Source organism: Shewanella surugensis, from assembly GCF_023284005.1.
GTDB classification, from domain to species: Bacteria; Pseudomonadota; Gammaproteobacteria; order Enterobacterales; family Shewanellaceae; genus Shewanella; species Shewanella surugensis.
In genome coordinates this window covers 13,098-32,577 of the sequence record NZ_JAKIKS010000064.1, presented here as the reverse complement: position 1 = coordinate 32,577, position 19,480 = coordinate 13,098, and the positions used below count along the sequence as shown (strand labels likewise).

Annotated in this window: 18 protein-coding genes and 1 pseudogene; 13 read left to right on the top strand and 6 right to left on the bottom strand. The window is 40.6% G+C overall.

Annotated elements, in window-relative coordinates:
* The first annotated feature begins 232 nt into the window (after window positions 1-232).
* From L2764_RS15710 to L2764_RS15700, 3 genes are all read left to right on the top strand, one after another.
* On the top strand, window positions 233-706 hold the full coding sequence (locus tag L2764_RS15710) for a hypothetical protein (protein ID WP_248941210.1): 474 nt from the start codon (window positions 233-235) through the stop codon (window positions 704-706).
* A gap of 130 nt (window positions 707-836) precedes the next feature.
* Window positions 837-1,349 (top strand): SMI1/KNR4 family protein, encoded by a 513-nt coding sequence (locus tag L2764_RS15705; RefSeq protein WP_248941209.1) that lies wholly within the window; start codon window positions 837-839, stop codon window positions 1,347-1,349.
* An 822-nt stretch (window positions 1,350-2,171) separates the two neighbouring features.
* Window positions 2,172-2,546 (top strand): hypothetical protein, encoded by a 375-nt coding sequence (locus tag L2764_RS15700; RefSeq protein WP_248941208.1) that lies wholly within the window; start codon window positions 2,172-2,174, stop codon window positions 2,544-2,546.
* Window positions 2,547-2,900: 354 nt separating this feature from the next.
* On the opposite strand, the pseudogene L2764_RS15695 reads toward L2764_RS15700, so the two are convergent.
* Both L2764_RS15695 and L2764_RS15690 read right to left on the bottom strand, forming a co-directional pair.
* A pseudogene (locus tag L2764_RS15695) lies at window positions 2,901-3,029 on the bottom strand (IS4 family transposase); the annotation flags it as partial.
* Window positions 3,030-3,058: 29 nt separating this feature from the next.
* Window positions 3,059-3,730 (bottom strand): type 1 glutamine amidotransferase domain-containing protein, encoded by a 672-nt coding sequence (locus tag L2764_RS15690; RefSeq protein ID WP_248941207.1) that lies wholly within the window; start codon window positions 3,728-3,730, stop codon window positions 3,059-3,061.
* A gap of 133 nt (window positions 3,731-3,863) precedes the next feature.
* On the opposite strand from L2764_RS15690, the gene L2764_RS15685 reads away from it, so the two are divergent.
* The 3 genes from L2764_RS15685 (at window position 3,864) to L2764_RS15675 (ending at window position 7,538) form a co-directional block, all read left to right on the top strand.
* Window positions 3,864-4,748 carry a LysR family transcriptional regulator gene (locus L2764_RS15685; RefSeq protein ID WP_248941206.1) on the top strand — a complete coding sequence of 295 codons (885 nt, stop codon included), beginning with the start codon at window positions 3,864-3,866 and terminating at the stop codon, window positions 4,746-4,748.
* Window positions 4,749-5,023: 275 nt separating this feature from the next.
* The gene (locus L2764_RS15680) at window positions 5,024-5,896 is read left to right on the top strand and encodes a 5'-nucleotidase, lipoprotein e(P4) family (protein WP_248941205.1); all 873 of its coding nucleotides are present in this window, start codon (window positions 5,024-5,026) and stop codon (window positions 5,894-5,896) included.
* A gap of 1,039 nt (window positions 5,897-6,935) precedes the next feature.
* Window positions 6,936-7,538 carry a GIY-YIG nuclease family protein gene (locus tag L2764_RS15675; RefSeq protein WP_248941204.1) on the top strand — a complete coding sequence of 201 codons (603 nt, stop codon included), beginning with the start codon at window positions 6,936-6,938 and terminating at the stop codon, window positions 7,536-7,538.
* Between the two features lie 113 nt (window positions 7,539-7,651).
* Here L2764_RS15675 and L2764_RS15670 read toward each other — a convergent pair whose 3' ends face one another.
* Window positions 7,652-9,922, bottom strand: coding sequence for a hypothetical protein (locus tag L2764_RS15670; RefSeq protein WP_248941212.1), 2,271 nt, complete (start codon window positions 9,920-9,922; stop codon window positions 7,652-7,654).
* Between the two features lie 933 nt (window positions 9,923-10,855).
* Here L2764_RS15670 and L2764_RS15665 point away from each other — a divergent pair.
* The gene (locus tag L2764_RS15665; protein ID WP_248941203.1) at window positions 10,856-11,389 is read left to right on the top strand and encodes a hypothetical protein; all 534 of its coding nucleotides are present in this window, start codon (window positions 10,856-10,858) and stop codon (window positions 11,387-11,389) included.
* A 181-nt stretch (window positions 11,390-11,570) separates the two neighbouring features.
* On the opposite strand, the gene ubiT is transcribed toward L2764_RS15665, so the two are convergent.
* On the bottom strand, window positions 11,571-12,125 hold the full coding sequence (ubiT, locus tag L2764_RS15660) for a ubiquinone anaerobic biosynthesis accessory factor UbiT (RefSeq protein ID WP_248941202.1): 555 nt from the start codon (window positions 12,123-12,125) through the stop codon (window positions 11,571-11,573).
* 252 nt (window positions 12,126-12,377) lie between these two features.
* Here ubiT and ubiU point away from each other — a divergent pair, with 252 nt between their 5' ends.
* The 4 genes from ubiU to L2764_RS15640 all read left to right on the top strand — a co-directional run bounded on the left by ubiU (window position 12,378) and on the right by L2764_RS15640 (window position 16,186).
* On the top strand, window positions 12,378-13,373 hold the full coding sequence (gene ubiU / locus L2764_RS15655) for a ubiquinone anaerobic biosynthesis protein UbiU (RefSeq protein WP_248941201.1): 996 nt from the start codon (window positions 12,378-12,380) through the stop codon (window positions 13,371-13,373).
* A gap of 111 nt (window positions 13,374-13,484) precedes the next feature.
* Window positions 13,485-14,363, top strand: a complete 879-nt coding sequence (locus tag L2764_RS15650; RefSeq protein WP_248941200.1) for a U32 family peptidase — start codon at window positions 13,485-13,487, stop codon at window positions 14,361-14,363.
* A 27-nt stretch (window positions 14,364-14,390) separates the two neighbouring features.
* Window positions 14,391-14,972 carry a thiamine pyrophosphate-binding protein gene (locus L2764_RS15645; protein ID WP_248941199.1) on the top strand — a complete coding sequence of 194 codons (582 nt, stop codon included), beginning with the start codon at window positions 14,391-14,393 and terminating at the stop codon, window positions 14,970-14,972.
* Window positions 14,973-15,037: 65 nt separating this feature from the next.
* Window positions 15,038-16,186 (top strand): thiamine pyrophosphate-dependent enzyme, encoded by a 1,149-nt coding sequence (locus L2764_RS15640; protein WP_248941198.1) that lies wholly within the window; start codon window positions 15,038-15,040, stop codon window positions 16,184-16,186.
* A gap of 159 nt (window positions 16,187-16,345) precedes the next feature.
* Here L2764_RS15640 and L2764_RS15635 read toward each other — a convergent pair whose 3' ends face one another.
* The gene (locus tag L2764_RS15635) at window positions 16,346-17,107 is read right to left on the bottom strand and encodes a hypothetical protein (protein WP_248941197.1); all 762 of its coding nucleotides are present in this window, start codon (window positions 17,105-17,107) and stop codon (window positions 16,346-16,348) included.
* A 118-nt stretch (window positions 17,108-17,225) separates the two neighbouring features.
* Here L2764_RS15635 and L2764_RS15630 point away from each other — a divergent pair, with 118 nt between their 5' ends.
* Window positions 17,226-18,125, top strand: coding sequence for a LysR family transcriptional regulator (locus L2764_RS15630; RefSeq protein ID WP_248941196.1), 900 nt, complete (start codon window positions 17,226-17,228; stop codon window positions 18,123-18,125).
* A 4-nt stretch (window positions 18,126-18,129) separates the two neighbouring features.
* Here L2764_RS15630 and L2764_RS15625 read toward each other — a convergent pair whose 3' ends face one another.
* Window positions 18,130-19,005 carry a LysR substrate-binding domain-containing protein gene (locus tag L2764_RS15625; protein WP_248941195.1) on the bottom strand — a complete coding sequence of 292 codons (876 nt, stop codon included), beginning with the start codon at window positions 19,003-19,005 and terminating at the stop codon, window positions 18,130-18,132.
* A 168-nt stretch (window positions 19,006-19,173) separates the two neighbouring features.
* Here L2764_RS15625 and L2764_RS15620 point away from each other — a divergent pair, with 168 nt between their 5' ends.
* Window positions 19,174-19,479: a putative quinol monooxygenase gene (locus L2764_RS15620; protein WP_248941194.1), complete on the top strand. Its 306-nt coding sequence runs from the start codon at window positions 19,174-19,176 to the stop codon at window positions 19,477-19,479.
* Window position 19,480: the final 1 nt, after the last annotated feature.

Here is a 19,480-nt window from a genome sequence, read left to right as displayed (position 1 = left end):
AATGGTTATCTTGCCATGACTTTATCACTTTTGATGCACTCAAAGAGAGTGTAAAAAATATCATGGACAACTATCCATCAAAATATACGATAACTTTTAGTTAAGCACTTAAGGACAGCCATAAGGTATTTGAGAAAATAGTGCGCATTTACACTTTGTTAAAAATTAAATTTAACCAAATATTAAGCACTTACGTTTACTACAAAGTAGATAATAGGTTTGGAAACCGAGCATGCGTGTTTTTAAGGCTGGTATATCGGACATTAATAAAGTAAATTATATGAAATACAGTATATTAGCTATGCGCAGTATACAAAGGTTGCACATATTTAGGAGTACTGACATTTTGGTTCGCGGAATTCAAAGCCAATTAAATCTAAAGCCGCACTTTTATTCAGAGTCGGCAAAAGTAGGAGCTTTGGGGTGCATACTAGGAGGCTCCTTAGCGTTTTATTTATTTTCGCTTATTAGTTCTTTTTTTGGTGTCGCTAGTGATGTACCTATAAGGGAGTATGAGCAAACTGTAATAATCGGGCTATTTAGTTCTTGCCTATTAACGCTTTTAGTTTGTTTATATTTTTTTTGTGCTATTTCAGCTTTGGTTTACTATGGCACTAAATATAAAAAAGGTTACATCAGCAAAGAAGAGCTAATAAACATAGCTTTTAAAAGTTTATACCCGCAACGTTGGCAAAATGGTTTGTGAACAATATGTATAACAAGGCCTTAAAGTTGGATGCGTGACAGTTAGCTCGGTTCCGCTTCGCTTCACATTGTAGCCAACAATTACTCACCGCTTAAGGCGGCGTTAGGGCCACTTAGATTCGAGATCTACTATGAAAAATATAGAGTGGGGTGAGTCAAATAACCCTCCTTATGACAATGAAGCTTGTTTCCACATTGAATCTGAATTAGGAATAATATTTCCGAAATCATACTTAGACCTTCTTAGAAAGTGGAACGGTGGGTATTCAGATCCATCCTATCAAATAAAAATTGAAGGAAATGTGCCAATTGATCTAGATTACTATCTTCGAGAAGGGTTTTGGGACGTATCGTCTATTGCTGGCATCTGGGACTCAAAAGGAGAATGCAGCATGCTTTATCTTCTTGATGTAGCAAAAGAATGGGGGTTGCCTGAAAAGGTCATCCCACTTCAAGGAGATGGTCATACCTGGGTTGCTTTCGACTATAGAGGTTCAAACAATGCAGAGCCTAAGGTCATCTTCATTGAGAGCGATGAAAATAAGTCATTTATCCTTGCTAATAATTTCAATGACTTTGTCGGCAAGTTAATACCATATGCTGATGTATACGATTATGATGGCAATATCATATATCAGCCCTAACAAGGCAATAACTAAGCCACCCATTGTTAAATTTGTAATAAAAGTAACGTGTTTATTTTTACTGGCTGAATTCAACCTTATTGATACTGCCCACTTATCTTACTAAAACACGCTCAAGGCGGTTGTACTGCCATTAATTTATGATGAGAGAGGCGAACTGAGAAGTTTGTTTTCACCCTTAATGCTTCCATTGAACTAACAGTAACAGCCAACACTCTCAAATCAAAGCAACACACTGGCTTATGCTGCTTCTTTTGATTTTTCTTTCAGTCCCCATCAAAGTTGCCGAAAGTATTTTATCAGTCATCGCGTGAATGAGGTAGGGATGCCGAGATAGTCTTAGTTGAATCAGGGATGATGAATCTAAGACGATAGCGATGACTTTTAATAAAATAATAAGGTGTTTAACTTCGTTAGGGGCGGCGCAGGGTTCCAAGGGGGATTGCTGCTGTTCCCCTTTGGCCCAGTGTAGATGGGAATCCACGATGTTAGCCTACCAACTGGGCCATGAAACAATTAACCAAACTCTGTGATGATTTTTAGCCAATTTTCAGCGGGTATATTGAGTCTATTCAATATCAGCCCTACATTCGCAGTAAGCACTCAAAAAGCCGAGACAGCTTCGGGTTTTTGAGTACTTACAAAACTGTGAGCTAAATGTTGGTTTTAGCTAGGTTTAGTATATTTAGTATAAATGGGGGGTATTCTACTAAGAAGGATTATTGATAGTATGGTTACTTATTAAGTAAGTCCTGTGAAAATCGAGCATGCTCACTATACAAAGGTTATGCCCTACTCTATCCAAAGAATATTGGTAACTTTATGCTAGAGAATGAAATTGAAATATTGGCTGCAGATAATCAAGGTGTAGAGATACCTAAGCCAAAAGCAAAGGCGCCATTCACTATAAAATCAATGGGCGTAAGACGGGGGGAGCGAGCGCTTATATACAAAATACCCTCTCATTCCCCTAAACAGAATCATTATTGCAAAGGTATCACTTTGTCAGAATTTGAGTTTGCTTATCAAAGGCTATTGAAAACCAATGAGCTGACAAGAAAGTGGTTTAATGAAAATATGCCCAAATGTGCAGGTGAAGGTAGTTGTAATTTTACAACTGTAGGTGGAATTTTCGAACTCTTAGGGAAAGCCAAGTATCATTCTCAGGGAAGGTACATTGCAGCCAGTAAGGCATAACAAAACGGATTCCATATACTGTCAGCCTTCAGGCGAGTTATAGAAGAATAATCAAAACCTATATTGACGCTTCCCTTTAATCAAGCTTGTTTGGACTTTTATTAAGCCAAAGAAAACTAGCCAAGGTTATAACAGGCCTTGGTAAAATGGTTACTCACTAAGTTCAACCATATTACCAAGGCCTCTTATCTTGAAAAAGAATGCTCAAGTTCTGGTAGCTGTACTGGCAACGATTGATAAATCATTAAGACACCTAAGATTATTGGAACTATAAAAACACCTTATAATATAACGACTTACACATCACCCTTTAAGGATCTGTAACCCTTTAAATATAAGGGTTTATACATTTTTAGGCAGAATGAGCGCGAGTTCAGCCAAAAATGCATTGTGACTTCTGAGTACGTTATAGTCTTCAAATAGAAAGGTGCGCTCATAAAGGGTGACAGAACGACCTTGCACTGAAATAGACGCTCTGCATGTATTCACCCAGAGCCTCGGAATGTTGAAGGTTAGCCCAGCAACTTCACCATAGCTTCACCCACTGCGTGTGCACTGCCTGGATTTTGCCCGGTGATCACTCGGCCATCTTCAATAATAAATGCGCCCCAAGGTTGTACCTTATTAAAGCGAGCGGCTTTACGGGTTAACGCTTCTTCCATTAGGAATGGGATATCATTAATGGTGCCGTAATCGATTTCTTCTTCACGGGTGAAACCCGTCACCGATTTTGTGGCAAGCAAAGATTCACCATTGCTTAATGTGATAGGAAGCAAACCTGCGGGACCGTGACATACCGCGGCCAATATACCACCGTTCTCAAAGTGCTGGGCACTTAATTTAGCAAAGTCTTCGTTGGTGGCGAGATCAGATAGCAACCCAAATCCACCAGGATAAAACACGGCATCATAGTCCGCAATATTGACCTGAGAAACAGGGATGGTGTTGTTAATACGGTTCTGGAAATCTTCATCAGCCAGTACGCTGGTGTTCACGTCATCCCCTTCTATGTCGGTGCCATAAATAGGGGCTTTCCCCCCTTTAATGGAAGCGACTTCGTAATCAATCCCCGCCGTTTTTAATACGTGGACAACATGGGTTAGCTCTGGAGAAAAGGTACCGTTCGCTTGATCGGTTTCGCCTAGAGTGGCGTGGTTAGTCACTGGGATAAGTACTTTTTTCATGGTGGTGCCTCGTCATTTCGTTTAATTGGGGGGTATTTGTAAATCGTGTGACTACTTTAAGCTATTGCTGGTTTGATGTTAATATACTAAATTGACTAAACAGTATTGCTATATAGCAACAATAGGAAGCCGTATGGACAGTTTTGATGGGATAATTGAATTTGTCGCAGTGGCAGAAACCCATGGCTTCTCGGCAGCCGCGAGGCAACTTGGCTGCAGCACCAGCCATGTGAGTCGCCAGATTGCTCGCTTAGAGGAGCGTTTGGGCTGCACGCTATTGGCCCGCTCGACTCGCTTAGTGACCCTCACCGAAAATGGCACCGCCTATTATCAGCAAGCTAAAAATCTCGTTATCGGCCTTCAACAAGCCAATGAGCAAGTTAATCTTCAGCAGGTTCATCTTAGTGGGGTATTGAGAGTCAGTGCCGCTGGTGGATTTGCCGAGCATTATCTAGCACCGGCATTAATGGCGTTTGTCTCTGAGTACCCCGAGCTCACCATCGATTTGGACCTCAATAGTCGTATGGTTAACTTGCTGGAAGACGGGATCGATTTTGCGATCCGCTATGGTGAGTTAAATGATTCTAATTTGATCGCTCGCAAACTCGTCAGCCGCCCCATTATGGCCGTCGCCAGCAAAAAATATTTACAAAAAAATGGTACGCCAAAACACCCTAACCATTTAAAAAATCACAGTTGTATTGTTTCCAACAACGATGCTTGGGAATTCAATATTGAGGGCAATAAAGAAGTCGTGAAAGTAAAGGGACGATGGCGCAGTAATAACGCCAATGTGGTTTTAGACGCATGTAAAAAAGGGCTTGGCATTGCTTACATGCCAAAAAGCACGTTTAAAACAGTCTTAGACCGTGGTGAACTCATCCCCGTTCTCGAACCCTTTTGGGGACAAGGTACCAGCAGCTGGATTGTGTATCAGAATAAACGCTTTATGCCGTTACGGGTACGACTGGCCATTGATTTTCTGGTGCAATATTTTTCCGAGTGGGATGAAGCCTAGCGCTTCAGCCTTCTTATCCACCGCAAGCGATATTGCCATGGGTCTTTGAGCTTGCTATCAGTCTCCGACATGTACCTACAAGAGGCTGCTTTGATGGGAGCATCACGTCTAATAACGAGCAACATTCCAATATTAATTTACTCTCTTTTTTGTTACAGCCATTCATACATTTAACCGAAAATGTCATGAAGTAAGCGTAAGAAGTTATCATTAATTGATGTTTTGAATCAAACACGACAGGATAACCGAAACATCATCTCAGATTGAACAATCAAATGAAAAAATCTCGGCTTTACTCGGCGCTATTATGCGGCGCTGTTATCACCTCTTCAGCCATGGCCACTCCCGCTCAACACGCAAAGACTCATGTCGATACTCATATTGAGACTCAGACGATGACCAGCAGCAATAACGATAATTTACTCATTTCAGCCGTGGCCTGGAAACAAACCGCCGCCGAATATAAAGCCCTTTATTACCAAGCCTTTAATATGGCCAAAATGCAAGTCGATTTAGCGTTAGCTAAGCATAAGATGGGTGATAAACCGCTGGCGGTGATCTCCGACTTGGATGATACCCTGCTCAATGCCAGCAACTATTGGGGCTATATGATCGAGCACAATAAAGCCTTCTTTGATGATGCGATATGGGATGCATGGGTGCCTAAAAACCACTATACCGCCACGCCGGGTGCATTAGACTTTGTCAAATACTGTCAATCCAAAGGGGTCGAAGTGTTTTATGTCAGTAATCGGGATCAAGGCGAAAACACCTATGACTATGCCGTAGGCAATTTAACCCACTTAGGCTTTCCTTTTGTTGATAAAAAACATCTCATCATTCAAACGGATATTTCTAACAAAGAACCCGCGCAGCATAAAATCATGCAATTCTATAATGTGATCGCTCAACTGGGTGATAACTTAAATGATTTTCAGCGTAAATATTATAGCCAAGATGTAGATGAACGCACCCGCTTAATGGAAGAGGATAAAACCTTGTTCGGCAGTAAATTCATCTTAATGCCTAACCCAACTGACGGCCATTGGATCCGCGCGATATTTGGCGAGTCAGAGCCTGAAGACACGCCAGAGAACAGGCAGCGCTTTTTCGATGCAGCGACGAAGTCGGCATGGGATGGGAAATAGGATTCTATATCGCTGGCTGCGGGCTGGGTGATGATTAAGCTACGCTTAATAAGGTGGTTTAAGTGTGATCCGAAAGTGTGTTGGTATTTTCTATTTTAATACGACTCATTGCCTGCCGCAGGCTTCTGTGTAAATACTTTATCGAGACGTCGCAAGCACTTCCCTGTGGACTCTGCTAAAACATCCCTGTTTTAGAAGCTCGAAAGAGTATCTACACGGAGTTTTACAAGCAAAAGCACTGGGCTTCTTCGAATAAGCGAGTAAATTTTAATTTTTGACGTTATTAATTTAAATTACTGCAGCGGGCTAAGGTCGTGGATTCCCATCCACACTGGAGAGATCGTCAAGTTCCACTTAACAATGGCTAGCCCCTTTCAACTTTTGACCCTATTGGGGTTAATTGCCTGCCGCAGGCTTTAAATATATTAAGCTTCGCTTAATAAAAGGTCGTGGATTCCCATCCGCATAGGTAAACTTTTAAATGAAAATTGATCACATTTTCTGTGTAGCTAGTGGCTAATTTTTTGTTAAGTGAGTTGGTCGTTGACCATGAGGTTAATTGTACTTATTGCCTGCCGCAGGCTTATGTGTAGATACCTCTGTGACACACTGCAAGTACGTCCCTGTAAGCTCGACGATGGCATCCCTGCCATCAACGGTCACCGTTGCATCTACACAAGGTTAAAAAGAAAAAAGAACAAGAAAAATAAACAGCACAAAGCAGAGTGGTGTTTCGAGTTGAATTTGTTGAGTGGAAGCTGTTTATGATAATTGTGAGCTGGATCAATGGCTTCTTTCAAAAGTTACGTGTTTTATATACAAAGGTAATTCTTGATGATACATTCTATAACTGCTCGTTTAAGAGAGCAGAGTATAGTAATTCGATTAGCTAGTAAATCATATAAAATACAGTATATTAGTGATTCGTTTTTTTTGATAAAGAGTACTGGTCTGGCGTTTATAAGATAAAGTAATCGAGCATGTGCACTATAAAAAGGTTAGCATTTCGTTGTAAGTTTTCATATTTAAGGTTGATAATTTGGGTTGCATTTATATTGCATGGGATAGAAATAAAGAGAACATGTCGAAAGTTGGGATGACAACTCAAATGCCTCACAAACGCATATCACAAACAGAAAATCCTGATTATGAGTTGTTTAAAGCGTATGAAATTGATGACGAAGAGCTTAGGTACGTTGAGGCTGAGTTGCATAATAGAATATCTCAAAAATTCACACGAAAAAAGCACAGATCAACAGGTAGATTTTCTGAGTGGTTTTTTTGTAAGCCAGAGAAAACATTAGAGATAATATCTGATTTTCTTATTGAAAAATTAAGTAATGAACTAAAACTTTACAGTGTAGATAGTCCCAAGCTCGGTGTGAAATCAAGTATTGAAAGTCAGAATAACTTAAAAGAAAAAATTAAGGCACGCTTGCTATCTAGACATGACGGAACCTATGAAAGTCCATACAAAAAAAGTAGTGGAGTCAGTCAGAATAAATTGAAAGAAAACGGTTCGCAAGCATTGAGTTCGTCGATTCCTTTAATAAAGAAAAATAACAAACAAAGCGAACTCAAAGAAAAATTGAAAACTCGTTTACAATCTCGAAAAGATGGAACTTATGAAAGCCCCCGTTAAATAGATATAAGAGAAAATTAAAGCCAGCCATTATTAATCACTTTATCTAAAAAATACCTTAGCATGTAACGACTAAGGTATTTCTATTGCTAGAGTAATATTAAAATATAAGGTTAATCAGTGGGGCAGTATCGTTCCCAATTATCATTCATGTCTTTTTCTGCATAAAAGCCGTGCATTGCGTCATCTTGATTAATAAACCATGCATGAAAGCTGGATATATCATTTCCCTCTAATTGGAAGTAAGCATCATCAAAAGTTGACCATTGATTTCTCAGTGATGGATATTCAGTGTAGCGTACTCTGGCTTGAGAGAAGTCCCATTGTAAATGATTGGGTTGGTTTTCATTTCTCACGAGATTGACAATTTCATGAATTTGCATTCCGGTTGACTCACTATTACATTGCTCAAAAGCAAGTGCATTAGACAGTCTTAAATAATAAATGTCATCTTTAAGATGATGTGGAGTAAAAGTGACAGTTTTATTTTCGGCTGTGACTTTTAATTCGATTGAGTTTGAGCTAGTACCATATCCAGCCCAGGCAATATCTAATTCAAATGGATTGAGAGCGTCTGTTTCTTGCGTTGTTGTAGGCACACTGTGTAATGTGATTTGAGCACCGTAATCATCAGGGTGGGGATCCGTGCGAGCTTTGCTGGTTTTCAGTTGTCCATATTGATTGACCGTTATAAAACCATTGGCATGGTTTTTTAGCTGAATTTTATCGCCACTGATAGTACAGCCTTCAGGGTTCGTGAGGTTAGTGAGTTGAAAGTGTGCATCTCGTGCATAAGGCTTAGTTGAGTTAACGGCGATGATTTTATAATAGTTATTAACATAGCTATACTCGCCTGTATACCAATGCCACAGCTGGCCATTGTGCTGCATTTGCACAGACACATAATCACCATCTTTAATGCAATAACTGTCAGCCATACTGCGCTCAGGCACTAAATAAAACAGTCCAAGCTCAGCAACATCTTCTAACGCTCCCTTCTGTGTACCTATATCACTATAGGTATTCGTATCAATGGTGAAAAAATGCTGACCACTGTTTTCAACACTCATATAAAAAGGCATAGGCACGCCGATGTAATAAGGAGCGGACTTGATGACTTGACCGTTTGTTAATGTGACGCTGTTCTCGATGCTGAGAGATGAACCAGGCGGTATGGAATTGGGTAATGGCTTGGTATCAATATGAGTATCTTGTTCAGTTTCAACTAAAAATTCTTTTTGGCGATCAATCTTATTATGAACAACATCCGTTCCGTTGAGAAATTTAGGTTTGGGGACATGAATGACGGCTTCGTTGTTATGAGTCCGATTGAGATTGACACCCGCAAAAAAGTCCACAAAACGATATTCAATGAAGCCATGCTCAGGACTAGTTGTAGCAACGCTACCGCCGCTGTTAGCATTAGCGCGATAAATGACCTGTATGCTTACTTTTATGTCTGCTTGATTGGTTACGACTGTCGGCCAGCTGCCGCCACCGCCGCCGCCAAAGTAATCTTCGCCACCACCCCCTCCACTATAGCCCCCGCCTCCACCAGCCCCGGTTAGATTGCTGCGTGAAGCACCACCGCCACCAAAGCCCCAGCCTCCTTTAGAGCCATGATCACCGCCTCTATCGCCATTTGGATAACCCAATTTACCTCTTACCTTGTCACTGGTTGCATAATCTTGCTCACCTTCTTTATCATGATCCGCTCCATCACTATAGGCTCCGCCGCCACCACCAGCAACATTGGACCAATTTTGATAACTTTGTCCTCCATTTCCATCACTGCCACCATGTCCGCCTCCACCTTTTCCACTGGTGCCATTCATAGAAGCAGCCTCACCAGATTTTCCTGTTTGTCCAGCAAAATCACTGGTGAAAGCTCCTCCGCCTGCACCAGCAACCAGCATTAAATCCCATGAGTTGTGATTAGAAAGAAGAACTCCCGTGCCACCGCCCCCACCACCACCGCCATAACCGTATTTATTATTATCATCTTCCCCTTTTTGGCCGATGATAAAACGTATGCGGTCTCCTTGTGTCAGAGTATTGGTATTATGGGTATCGACAGGATAAATTGCTGTTAGAGTGGCGCCAGTTCCTCCTCCTACGGTCTTACAGGTGAAGAAACATGAGTAAGATTTTCCACCATCTCCGCCTTTAGTGGTGATTTCTAAATACTGATACTTACCAATATTAGCAGGAATGCTATATTCAATGGCTTGGCCTGTGGCATTTATTCGGTGTATTTTACCATCGGCAATCAATTCATTAGCAATAATTGAAAAACTGCTACTCAATAAAAATAGGCCTGTTATTTTAGTGAGATTATTTCTAATTACTAAGTGAGCATTATTAATGGTTAATTTATTACACATTGAATATACCTATCATATTTTCATATTAACGAGAAGGAATGTCAACTTACTGAAAATGAATATTGAAATAATAAAGTAAACAAAGGATTTATTCAATATATTAGGGTACTAATGTGTATCTTAATATTTAATATATTTACTCTATATCCAACCACGAACAGTGATAAACATTAATCCATCAAAATAATAAAGAATCTATTTCAATGAATTGTAAAACTAAAATTATCAACTTATAATATGGGGTTATCATTAACATTAGTGGTACACTTATTATATGAATTTAGGTTTAGGCTTCCTATATGACCGGTCGCCAAAACGAGTCTTTTTTCACGTTTAATTATTCACATTATTACTCATGAAGCAATAGACCTCAAATAAGCCTAGGGGGGCTTTTTGTTATAACCATTTTTATGTTCTATATTCAACTAACACGTTAATTAAATAATAAGAAACAAAATAATCAAGACCTATATTGACGCTTCCTTTTAAACAAGCTTGTTTGGACTTTTATTAAGCCAAGGAAAACTAGCCAAGGTCATAACAGACCTTGGTGATAAAAGTAACGTGCTTATTTTTACTGGCTGAGTTCAACCTGGCCACTTATCTTACTAAAACGCGCTCAAGCTCTTTCATGGTAGTTGTACTGACAGCGATTGATAAAACCATGAGGCGGGCCGTCTATTACAAAGTACCCTAGTCGGTTAAGTGCAATTAGCTGCAAGAATAACCCAGCACCCCATGACTATTCACCAACAATGAGCAGCCAAAAGCGATCTGCCATCATGACCAAAACTAAATGATGGCAGGCATTATCTTTACTAAACAACATACAATATACCAGCAAGTGATGATATTAACGATTACACTCTAAATAGGTCATGAGTCTCCATATTCTTATGTTATTGAGAATATGTTAACTAAAATAGGAAAATCATGTCGCGTATTGCCATCTTCATTGTCAGCATTATCTTTCTCATTTTAGTGATTAGTTATGGGTTGCAGCATGAGGAAGAATATCAAAATGATACACCCGATACATTAGCAGGCCAGATTTTAACGGGTGAGATCACCATTAATCATGGGCAAACATTATATGGCCGTCCTACTTTACATAGTCATTTATATAATGTGTTTAGTACAGCAACCACTTTTTGTGCACTGCCTTTTGAAGGCGCTAAAGCAGGCAAAGCATCCCACGAAAATGTCGGTGGTGATTACTATTATACGAAAACAGCACCTATGGAAGCGACTTTATGGTTTACGCTTGATTATCCTAAATATTATAATGGCTTAAAGTTACGGGTACTCTTGACCTTTACACATAAAATGGGTGGAACTTTCGTTTCTCAATATTTTGATGAAAGCAATCATCCTGAAAAAGCCACGCAAGAGGGGAATTTTCAGTTAAATACGAATACGGAAAATAAAATCTGCCCCTTACCCAATGAGAGCGAGCAAATAATATAGCGACTCATTGATGAATTAGAGAGTATCTACGCCCAGTAAATGACTCTTGGGTGGCCTGATTATTTTGTGACTCTTGGATAAAAAGAATGTAGGTCGCTATATTAAGGCAAACTCAAATCTAAGCGGCAGGCAATAGATAACAATGAGAGGCCAATGAGTCAACAAACTTCCTCGCCTCAAATTAATCTCTACTTCGCTCATTTTGCGCTTGTTTCACTTGTTGTAACTGCGCAGCAAGAAAGTTTACCCATGAATGCAATATACTCGGGAGATTATCTAAATCAATGGCATCGATGACATTTTTAACTTCTAAGCCAAGTTCTGTATCTCCTTCAATTTTAAGTCTGCGTTGAAAGAACAAGGTGTCGGGATCTTCTTTGCGCCCTGCTATCAATAATAAATCATCCCCAGCGGCACTAAAACTCACCGTTTCACTAATATTAGTCGTTCCACTTAGGCTTGACTGTCTTGGTGCCATGATAAATTTATTATCTTTGATGCTGAGTAACCAAGATAAATCTAAATCGGTAATGGTTATTTTTAGCCATTTATCCTGTAAGAAATCCAGTTCACCTTCTTTGATAGCGTCTTTAAACACACTGTGCAAGGCTGAAAGTAACGCATATTGTTGGCATTGATGAGGAATAAACCTCAAGCTGGGCCGCAATACTTTGGGAGCATAAGTAAACAGGTTAATACGCATACTCATAGGCATAGAAGGTAGTAAATTCAACACAAATCCGCTCTCTTGATCGCGATAAGAAAGATCAGTTTACCACTGTTCAAAACGTGATTATTGGCATAGATCAAACAATATCAATTTGGATAAGATACAAACAGGCAAGCTGATTTTTTCAACAACGCATTTCAACAGCCTCTGCTGATAAACCCATTTTATACTTTCTCGATTTTCATTGTTCTAGGTCAATTCTCAATAGTATAGAACTGATTAGAATGCTCATAAAATGAATAATTGATGTGCAGATGAATGGAATTATTATGCCCCGCAGGTAATCTGCCTGCATTAAAAACAGCAATCGATAATGGCGCTGATGCTGTGTATATTGGTATGAAAAATGATACCAACGCGCGGCATTTTGCAGGCTTAAATTTTAACGATGCTAAACTGGCCAAAGGTGCAGATTATGTGCATCAACATGGTAAAAAACTCCATGTTGCTATTAATACTTTTGCTCATCCTGGTGATGAAGGTCGTTGGCGTCGCGCCGTTGATGATGCTGTCGCGATAGGTTGTGATGCGCTTATTATTGCCGACTTAGGCGTACTCGATTATGCCGCTAGCCGTTACCCCGATGTAGAGCGTCATGTATCAGTACAAGCCTCAACCACTAATTTAGAAGCCATTCGTTTTTTCCATAATAATTTTAATGTCGCTCGAGTCGTACTCCCAAGAGTATTATCGATTCAACAAGTGAAACAACTCACCTCCCATACGCCAGTGCCTTTAGAAGTGTTCGCTTTTGGTAGCTTATGCATTATGTCTGAAGGCCGCTGTTACTTGTCCTCTTATATGACGGGCGAATCACCCAATACGGCTGGAGCTTGCTCGCCAGCCAAATATGTACGCTGGCAAGAAACAGAACAAGGGTTAGAAAGCCGATTAAATAACGTGCTTATTGATCGTTATCAACCCAATGAAAATGCGGGATACCCCACCTTGTGTAAAGGTCGCTTTGAAGTAAACGATAATATCTATCATGCCCTTGAAGAGCCCACCAGCTTAAATACCCTAGAACTGATCCCACAGCTCAGTAAAATGGGCATCGCATCCGTTAAAATTGAAGGCAGACAGCGCAGTCCCGCCTATGTTGAACAAGTCACCCACACTTGGCGAGCGGCACTGGATCGATATCAAGCAGCCCCCGAACAATATCAAGCAGAACCCCGCTGGATGGAGACCTTAGCTAATTTATCTGAAGGCAGCCAAACCACCTTAGGTGCTTACCACAGAAAATGGCAATAAGAAGCAAGATTAGGCGCTCTGTTCAAAGCCTTGTCTAAAAGGCTTTTAATTCCAGCTGAATCCTGCATCTTCAAGTATCACGGGGATAATACACATTAGGAATGCAATAACATGAAGTTCTCTCTTGGTCCCAGTTTATTTTTTTGGCCTAAAGCTGATGTTGAAGCTTATTATCACCAAGCACGTCATAGCAGCGCCGATGTCATTTACTTAGGTGAAACCGTCTGTTCTAAAAGGCGTGAGTTAGGTATTAAAGATTGGCTCAATGTTGCTAAAGAACTCGCCCAAAGCAATAAGCAGGTGGTCATCTCAACCATGACATTGCTAGAAGCGCCCGCTGAAATCAATAGCATGAAAAAACTGTGTGATAATGGCGATTTTTTAATTGAAGCGAATGATCTTAGCGCAGTGAATATTATGCATGCTTTAAAACTGCCCTTTGTCGCAGGACCGAGCATTAATTGTTATAACTTATCAAGCCTTAAGGTCCTCATGAAACAAGGCATGATCCGTTGGGTTATGCCCGTTGAATTGTCTGGTGATTGGCTAAAAAAATTACTGCAAGAAGCTGAACAGGCAGGCATTCGCAATCAATTTGAGTGTGAGGTATTTGCTTGGGGTTACTTACCACTGGCCTATTCTGCCCGTTGCTTTACTGCCCGCGCCGAAAACCGTTCAAAAGACGATTGCCGCTATGTCTGTATTAATTACCCACAAGGGATAAAAATGAATAGCCGTGAAGGAGAGCGCGTGTTTATGCTCAACGGTATTCAGACTCTTTCTGGCTATCAGTATAACCTCATTAATGACGTGCACGACATGCAAGTCGCTGGCGTTGATTTGGTCAGAATAAGCGCCGATTCAACCGATGCATTTCAACAAATGGCACGCTTTCAGCAACAGCTCATCAAACCTGTACATTACCCGTTAGACAGAAGCAACGAATGTAATGGTTATTGGCATCAGATCCCAGGTATGTCTATCGCCTAATAATTAAAATGTAGGATTATAATAATAATGAACATGGATTTTTATATTGAAAATTTTGGTGAAGATTATGCCAATAGCTTGCCGACCTTAGGTCAGGCAATGGTTGAGATATTAGCCTTTTTTAATAACCAGCGAATTTATGGCGTCGGCGGTGATTATGCTGCAAATTTAATTGCTGCATTAGAAACACACTTCGATGTATGCCCCTCCAGCAATGAAATGCATGCCGCATTTACCGCTTGTGGGCAAGCTGAAGTAGAGAATATCGGCGTGTGTTTATCGACTTATACTGTAGGCAGTTTACCCTGCACTTCTGCTGCGGCACTAGCGGTGGCTGAAAATTTACCAGTTATTTTTCTCTCTGGCGCGCCCGGAGAAAATGAAATCAATCATGTGGCGCTGCATCATACGGTCAATTCCTGTTCCACTTGGCAAACAGAGTACGATGCCGCCTTAGGCTGCTTTAAAGCATTAGGCATAAGGGCTGAGCGATTACAAGGACAGCGAAGTGCAGCTCAACCTAATATGGCAGCAGAGCAGTTTTTCAGGCTCATCGCCCATGCATATTTAAATAAGCAACCGGTCTTTATTGAAAACCGCGAGATTTAATTAAGCAAAAAACACAAACAATTCAATTACCCCAGTCTTTAGGTCAATTACCCCAAGACAACTTTATGTTAATCGGGGCTAAAAATATTGCCGAGAAAATTAAGACAAAGCTCAGCGCCGCTAAAAAGCCGGTGTTATTTCTGGGAATGAAAGCCAAATTGAATCCAAAATTACTGTCATTAATCCAGTCCTTTTGTGAAAAATATCACATCCCTTATGTCACCAGTTGGTTAGCCAAAGGCATATTAGATGAATATCACCCATTGAGTTTGGGCGCCTATAACGGTGTATTTAGTGCCACTAATATACACAGTTATATCGAACAAGAAGTCGATTATGTGTTAGAAGTAGCCACCAGCATCAATCAGTTAGATACCAATATTGCCTTTGCAACCGGTACTCACTTATTATTTGATTTTAAAAATAAAACAGTATTAAAAGGCACGGATCAATTAGAGCAAGATATTATCAGCACCTTTGAATACTTATTGGAAACAAGTATTGCTCCGTTTCATTTTGAAGCGCCAGCTCTCAAACAAGCAATATACAGCGCAGATGAACGGATTGACTTTCATAACCTGACATCAGTGTTAAATCAATTACAACAACAAAATGATCAGGCCTATGTGTACTTTCCTGAAATAGGCAACTCCTACTTTGCCTCTTATAGTTTACGCACTCGAATGTCGAGCTTAGGGCGCAGCTGGCTCACTAATCCTTGGTATGCGGCAATGGGCGCCAGCCTGCCCTATGCAAGATCGGCTTGTCGAAAATTAGTCGAGCAGCAAAGTAATGATGTGGCGGTGGTGATCACTGGTGATGGAGGCTTTAACTTTCAGCTAAATGATTTAATTCATTTTTTAAGAGATGATTTAAATGTCATTATTATCTATATGCGTAATGACATCTTTCATTTAGGTAAAAACAGCGATGCCGATATTTATCATTGCTCAGATAAAAAATTCGATGTCATAAGCTTAGTAAAGGCGTTTGGCGGAGAAGGGAAACGCTGCACAACGGTAGGTGAATTTAGCGAATACTTCGATCGTTGCGCCAGAGAGAACCGCCACATAAAATTAATTGAAGTGCCTGCGATCACAGAAGATCAATACCAGTGCCGAGAAATTCGTTTATTAAACCTCTACATCAAAGCCAAAAATGGCGTAGCGGAAGCAGTACAAGAATGGCAAGCAATGATTAACAATCAAGACTAATTGATCAAAATGACAAGCATGGTATGTTACTGTCACTTGTGCTCCTCAATGACCCAGCGTCATTGAGGAGCACTCTTAACTCTTTTTAACCATAATCCCAACCGCAATCGCCACAAAAGCATAGCGTTTGCTAAGTTTATGCGACCGAAAAAGTCATACTCAATCAGTGAAATCTTGAGTTTCTAAATACAAGGAGCGTAAATAAGTGATCCCTTGTGCGCTGAGTTGGGTTTGCACGTCCCTTTCATTGACTGGATGCTGCCGGTTAAAATCAACTTGAGTGATTTGATTTAATGGCTGTGAGCTTGTGGTATGAGCTTTCCTATTAGTAAGAGCAACCGCTTTATCTGTCGCCGTACTCGAAGTGGTTTTGCCCAGAAAGATGTGATCAAAACTGGAGTTATCCGCTATTTTATGGACAAACAACACATCACCTGCGTTTAGCCCTATTTGATAATACACCCCGTTGCTGGCCGACAATCGCGAGCTGAGCATTGGTTGATTTAACACTAGCTCATCAATAGTGATGCTCACACGGCTCAGCACTTTGGTTCCACCCCGCTCAAAATGACCCGCAAAAAGATCACTGTTAAAGGATGTCAGGCTTTGATTCATTAATCTGTGCAAATCAAATCGCTCAGGCATTAACGTTACTAATGCATTATCCGCCATCAAGCGATCAATGGCCTGTTTATCGGCCGAATGTACCGATAAGCGAAACAGTATTTGCTGAGCATGCATAGAATGCGCTAACGATAAATGTGATGCATATAATTGATGATTAATTTTCATCAACACCATGCCGTGTGTTCCCACCGCTTGGTGCTTTTCAACCTCTATCGTTGAGGCCGATACAGATGATAAATCGAGTAATATCATCCCCAAGAATGAAGCGGTAGAGACCCCTCTCTTAAAAAACACAGCGGATCGTAAATATTGAAGCATAAATGATGAACCAACAGTTAACTAATCGCGCATACTCTATTAAACTAAATGCCATAACAAACCTAATTTTGCATTAATCGATTCCATATTAGACATGAATACAGACGATCTTGATAAATTCCTGGTCATTGCAGCCACAGAAAACTTGCAAAAAGCGGCAGAAATCTTAGACTGCAACCCCAGCATGCTCTCTAAAGCATTAAAAAGACTCGAGCATAATTTTAATACCCCCTTATTTGATCGTGTCGGTAAACATATCCGCCTCAATATGGCTGGCCGAACATTACAAAACAACGCCGCTCAGATCACGACTGCGGTCAAACAAACCAAAGTAGACATTGCTCATCAGCAAGTTGATATTGCCTATCATGTGGTGGGCCCTGCCATTTTACTGCGTCGCTGGGCCAGCGTGATAAACGCGGCCATCAGACATGATGTGCCGCAAGCTTCAATCAAATTTGCTCACGTTTATGAAGTCCAAGCACTCCATAACATAGTGAATGGTCTCGCCGATTTGGCTTTAATCACCGAGGAGATACGAGATAAAGTACCTGCTAATTTATATTGTCAATCCATAGGGTCGCTTAAAATGCATCTTACAGCCTCACATTCGCATCCTTTAATCAAAAAGAAAATCTCAAAAAAAAATGTCACGGGATTGCAGGACAACTCCGGCTATTTAATCGCTGATATTCTCTCACATCCTTTTGTTGTGCCGGAACAATCTCCCTATTGTGGAAAAACAGATAAAACAAGCTGTGATGGTTGGAATGAGGCCACTTATCCCCGACGACAAAAAATGATCAGTAATGATGCTAACATCTCAGCCTCCTTGATCCATTCAGGCCAAGCATTAGCTTATTCACCTGATTATTGGATAAAAGATCAAGGCTTTATAGCGATAAAAGCCACTGATGCAAACATCACTCGCACTGAAGATGTTTTCATTGTCAGCCGCAATCTGGCCCTTATTGAAAAATGCACTCAAGGATAGATACTCAGCTTAATGCGTCTACAATAAAGGTAATAAAAGTGCGTGTTTTAAGCGGCTGCGTTGGGCTTTTATATAACAAATTAATCGCTAAAGGTTTGGGCGCTGAATGCGGTAATACTTCAATCAATACGCCTTTTTCGATACACTCGCTTAATAATAGTCGGGGCTGTAAAATGATCCCCGCTCCCGCTAAGGCCGCCACCTTTAACGCTTCTCCGCTGTTAGACGTTAACCGAGTATGAGACGGATCAAACGCTAAGGTCTCATGACGTAACGCCTGATCGACTTTCACATCACCATAATGAAATCCTAAACACGCATGAGATAATAAAGCGTTTAATGAATCAGGCGATCCCGCTTGCGAAAGGTAACTTGGCGATGCGCAAAATATCATTTCATAATCCCCCAATGTTCGGCCAATTAAAGACGAATCGACCAAATCACCAATCCGAATAATTAAATCAAACGGATCATGCAGAGGATCAATAAAGCCATTATCCAAAATAAGCTCGATGTTAATATTAGGATAAGCTTGAAGAAATGCCGCGACGATGGGAGTGAGTACCTTATGACCAAAAGTCACAGGGGAATTAATTCGGATGATGCCTTTAGGTTCATTATTAAATTGCTGTAGACTATTTTCAGTTTCAGCTATTTCTGCTAATAATCGCCGACATTCAAAGTAATACCGCTCCCCCGCTTCCGTCAGCGATTGCTTTCGGGTCGTCCGGTTTAACAACTTGACGCCTAAGCCTAACTCTAACGCTTTAACATGTTTACCGACCATGGTTGAAGTGATCGATAAACGCGCCGCCGCTTTTGCAAAACTCCCCTGCTCCACGACCTTCACTAAGGCCTGCATACTTTTCAATTTATCCATTTACACCTCTGACTGCCCATCTGACGACATATCTTCAAGCCATCTGAAGATGATCGGGATCATATTAACAACCTATACTTGATAAAGCCCAAACAAAACTGCTATTTATCAACCAATATAAGTGTATTAAAGTCATTTGATATTGTCGATATTAATAAAATTGAGCACATGATGTTAGAACAAGCACTCTTTATCACTGCTGAGCTGCGGGTTAAAGCCGATAAAAATCTACACACCGCCATTAACGCCATCCATACTTTTTGTGCCGCAATGAAAAATGAACCCGGCTGCTCTATGGCGACGGTGTTTCAAGATAAAAGCGATCCCTATCGTTTTATCCTTTGGGAGCAATACGACAATGAAGCCGCTTTTCAGCAACATTTTAACGCCAAACACACTCAAGCCTTTATCGAAATGGGCCTGACTGATTTAGTACAGGTATTTGAACTCAATAAATTGCTTAAAGAGGTTTAAG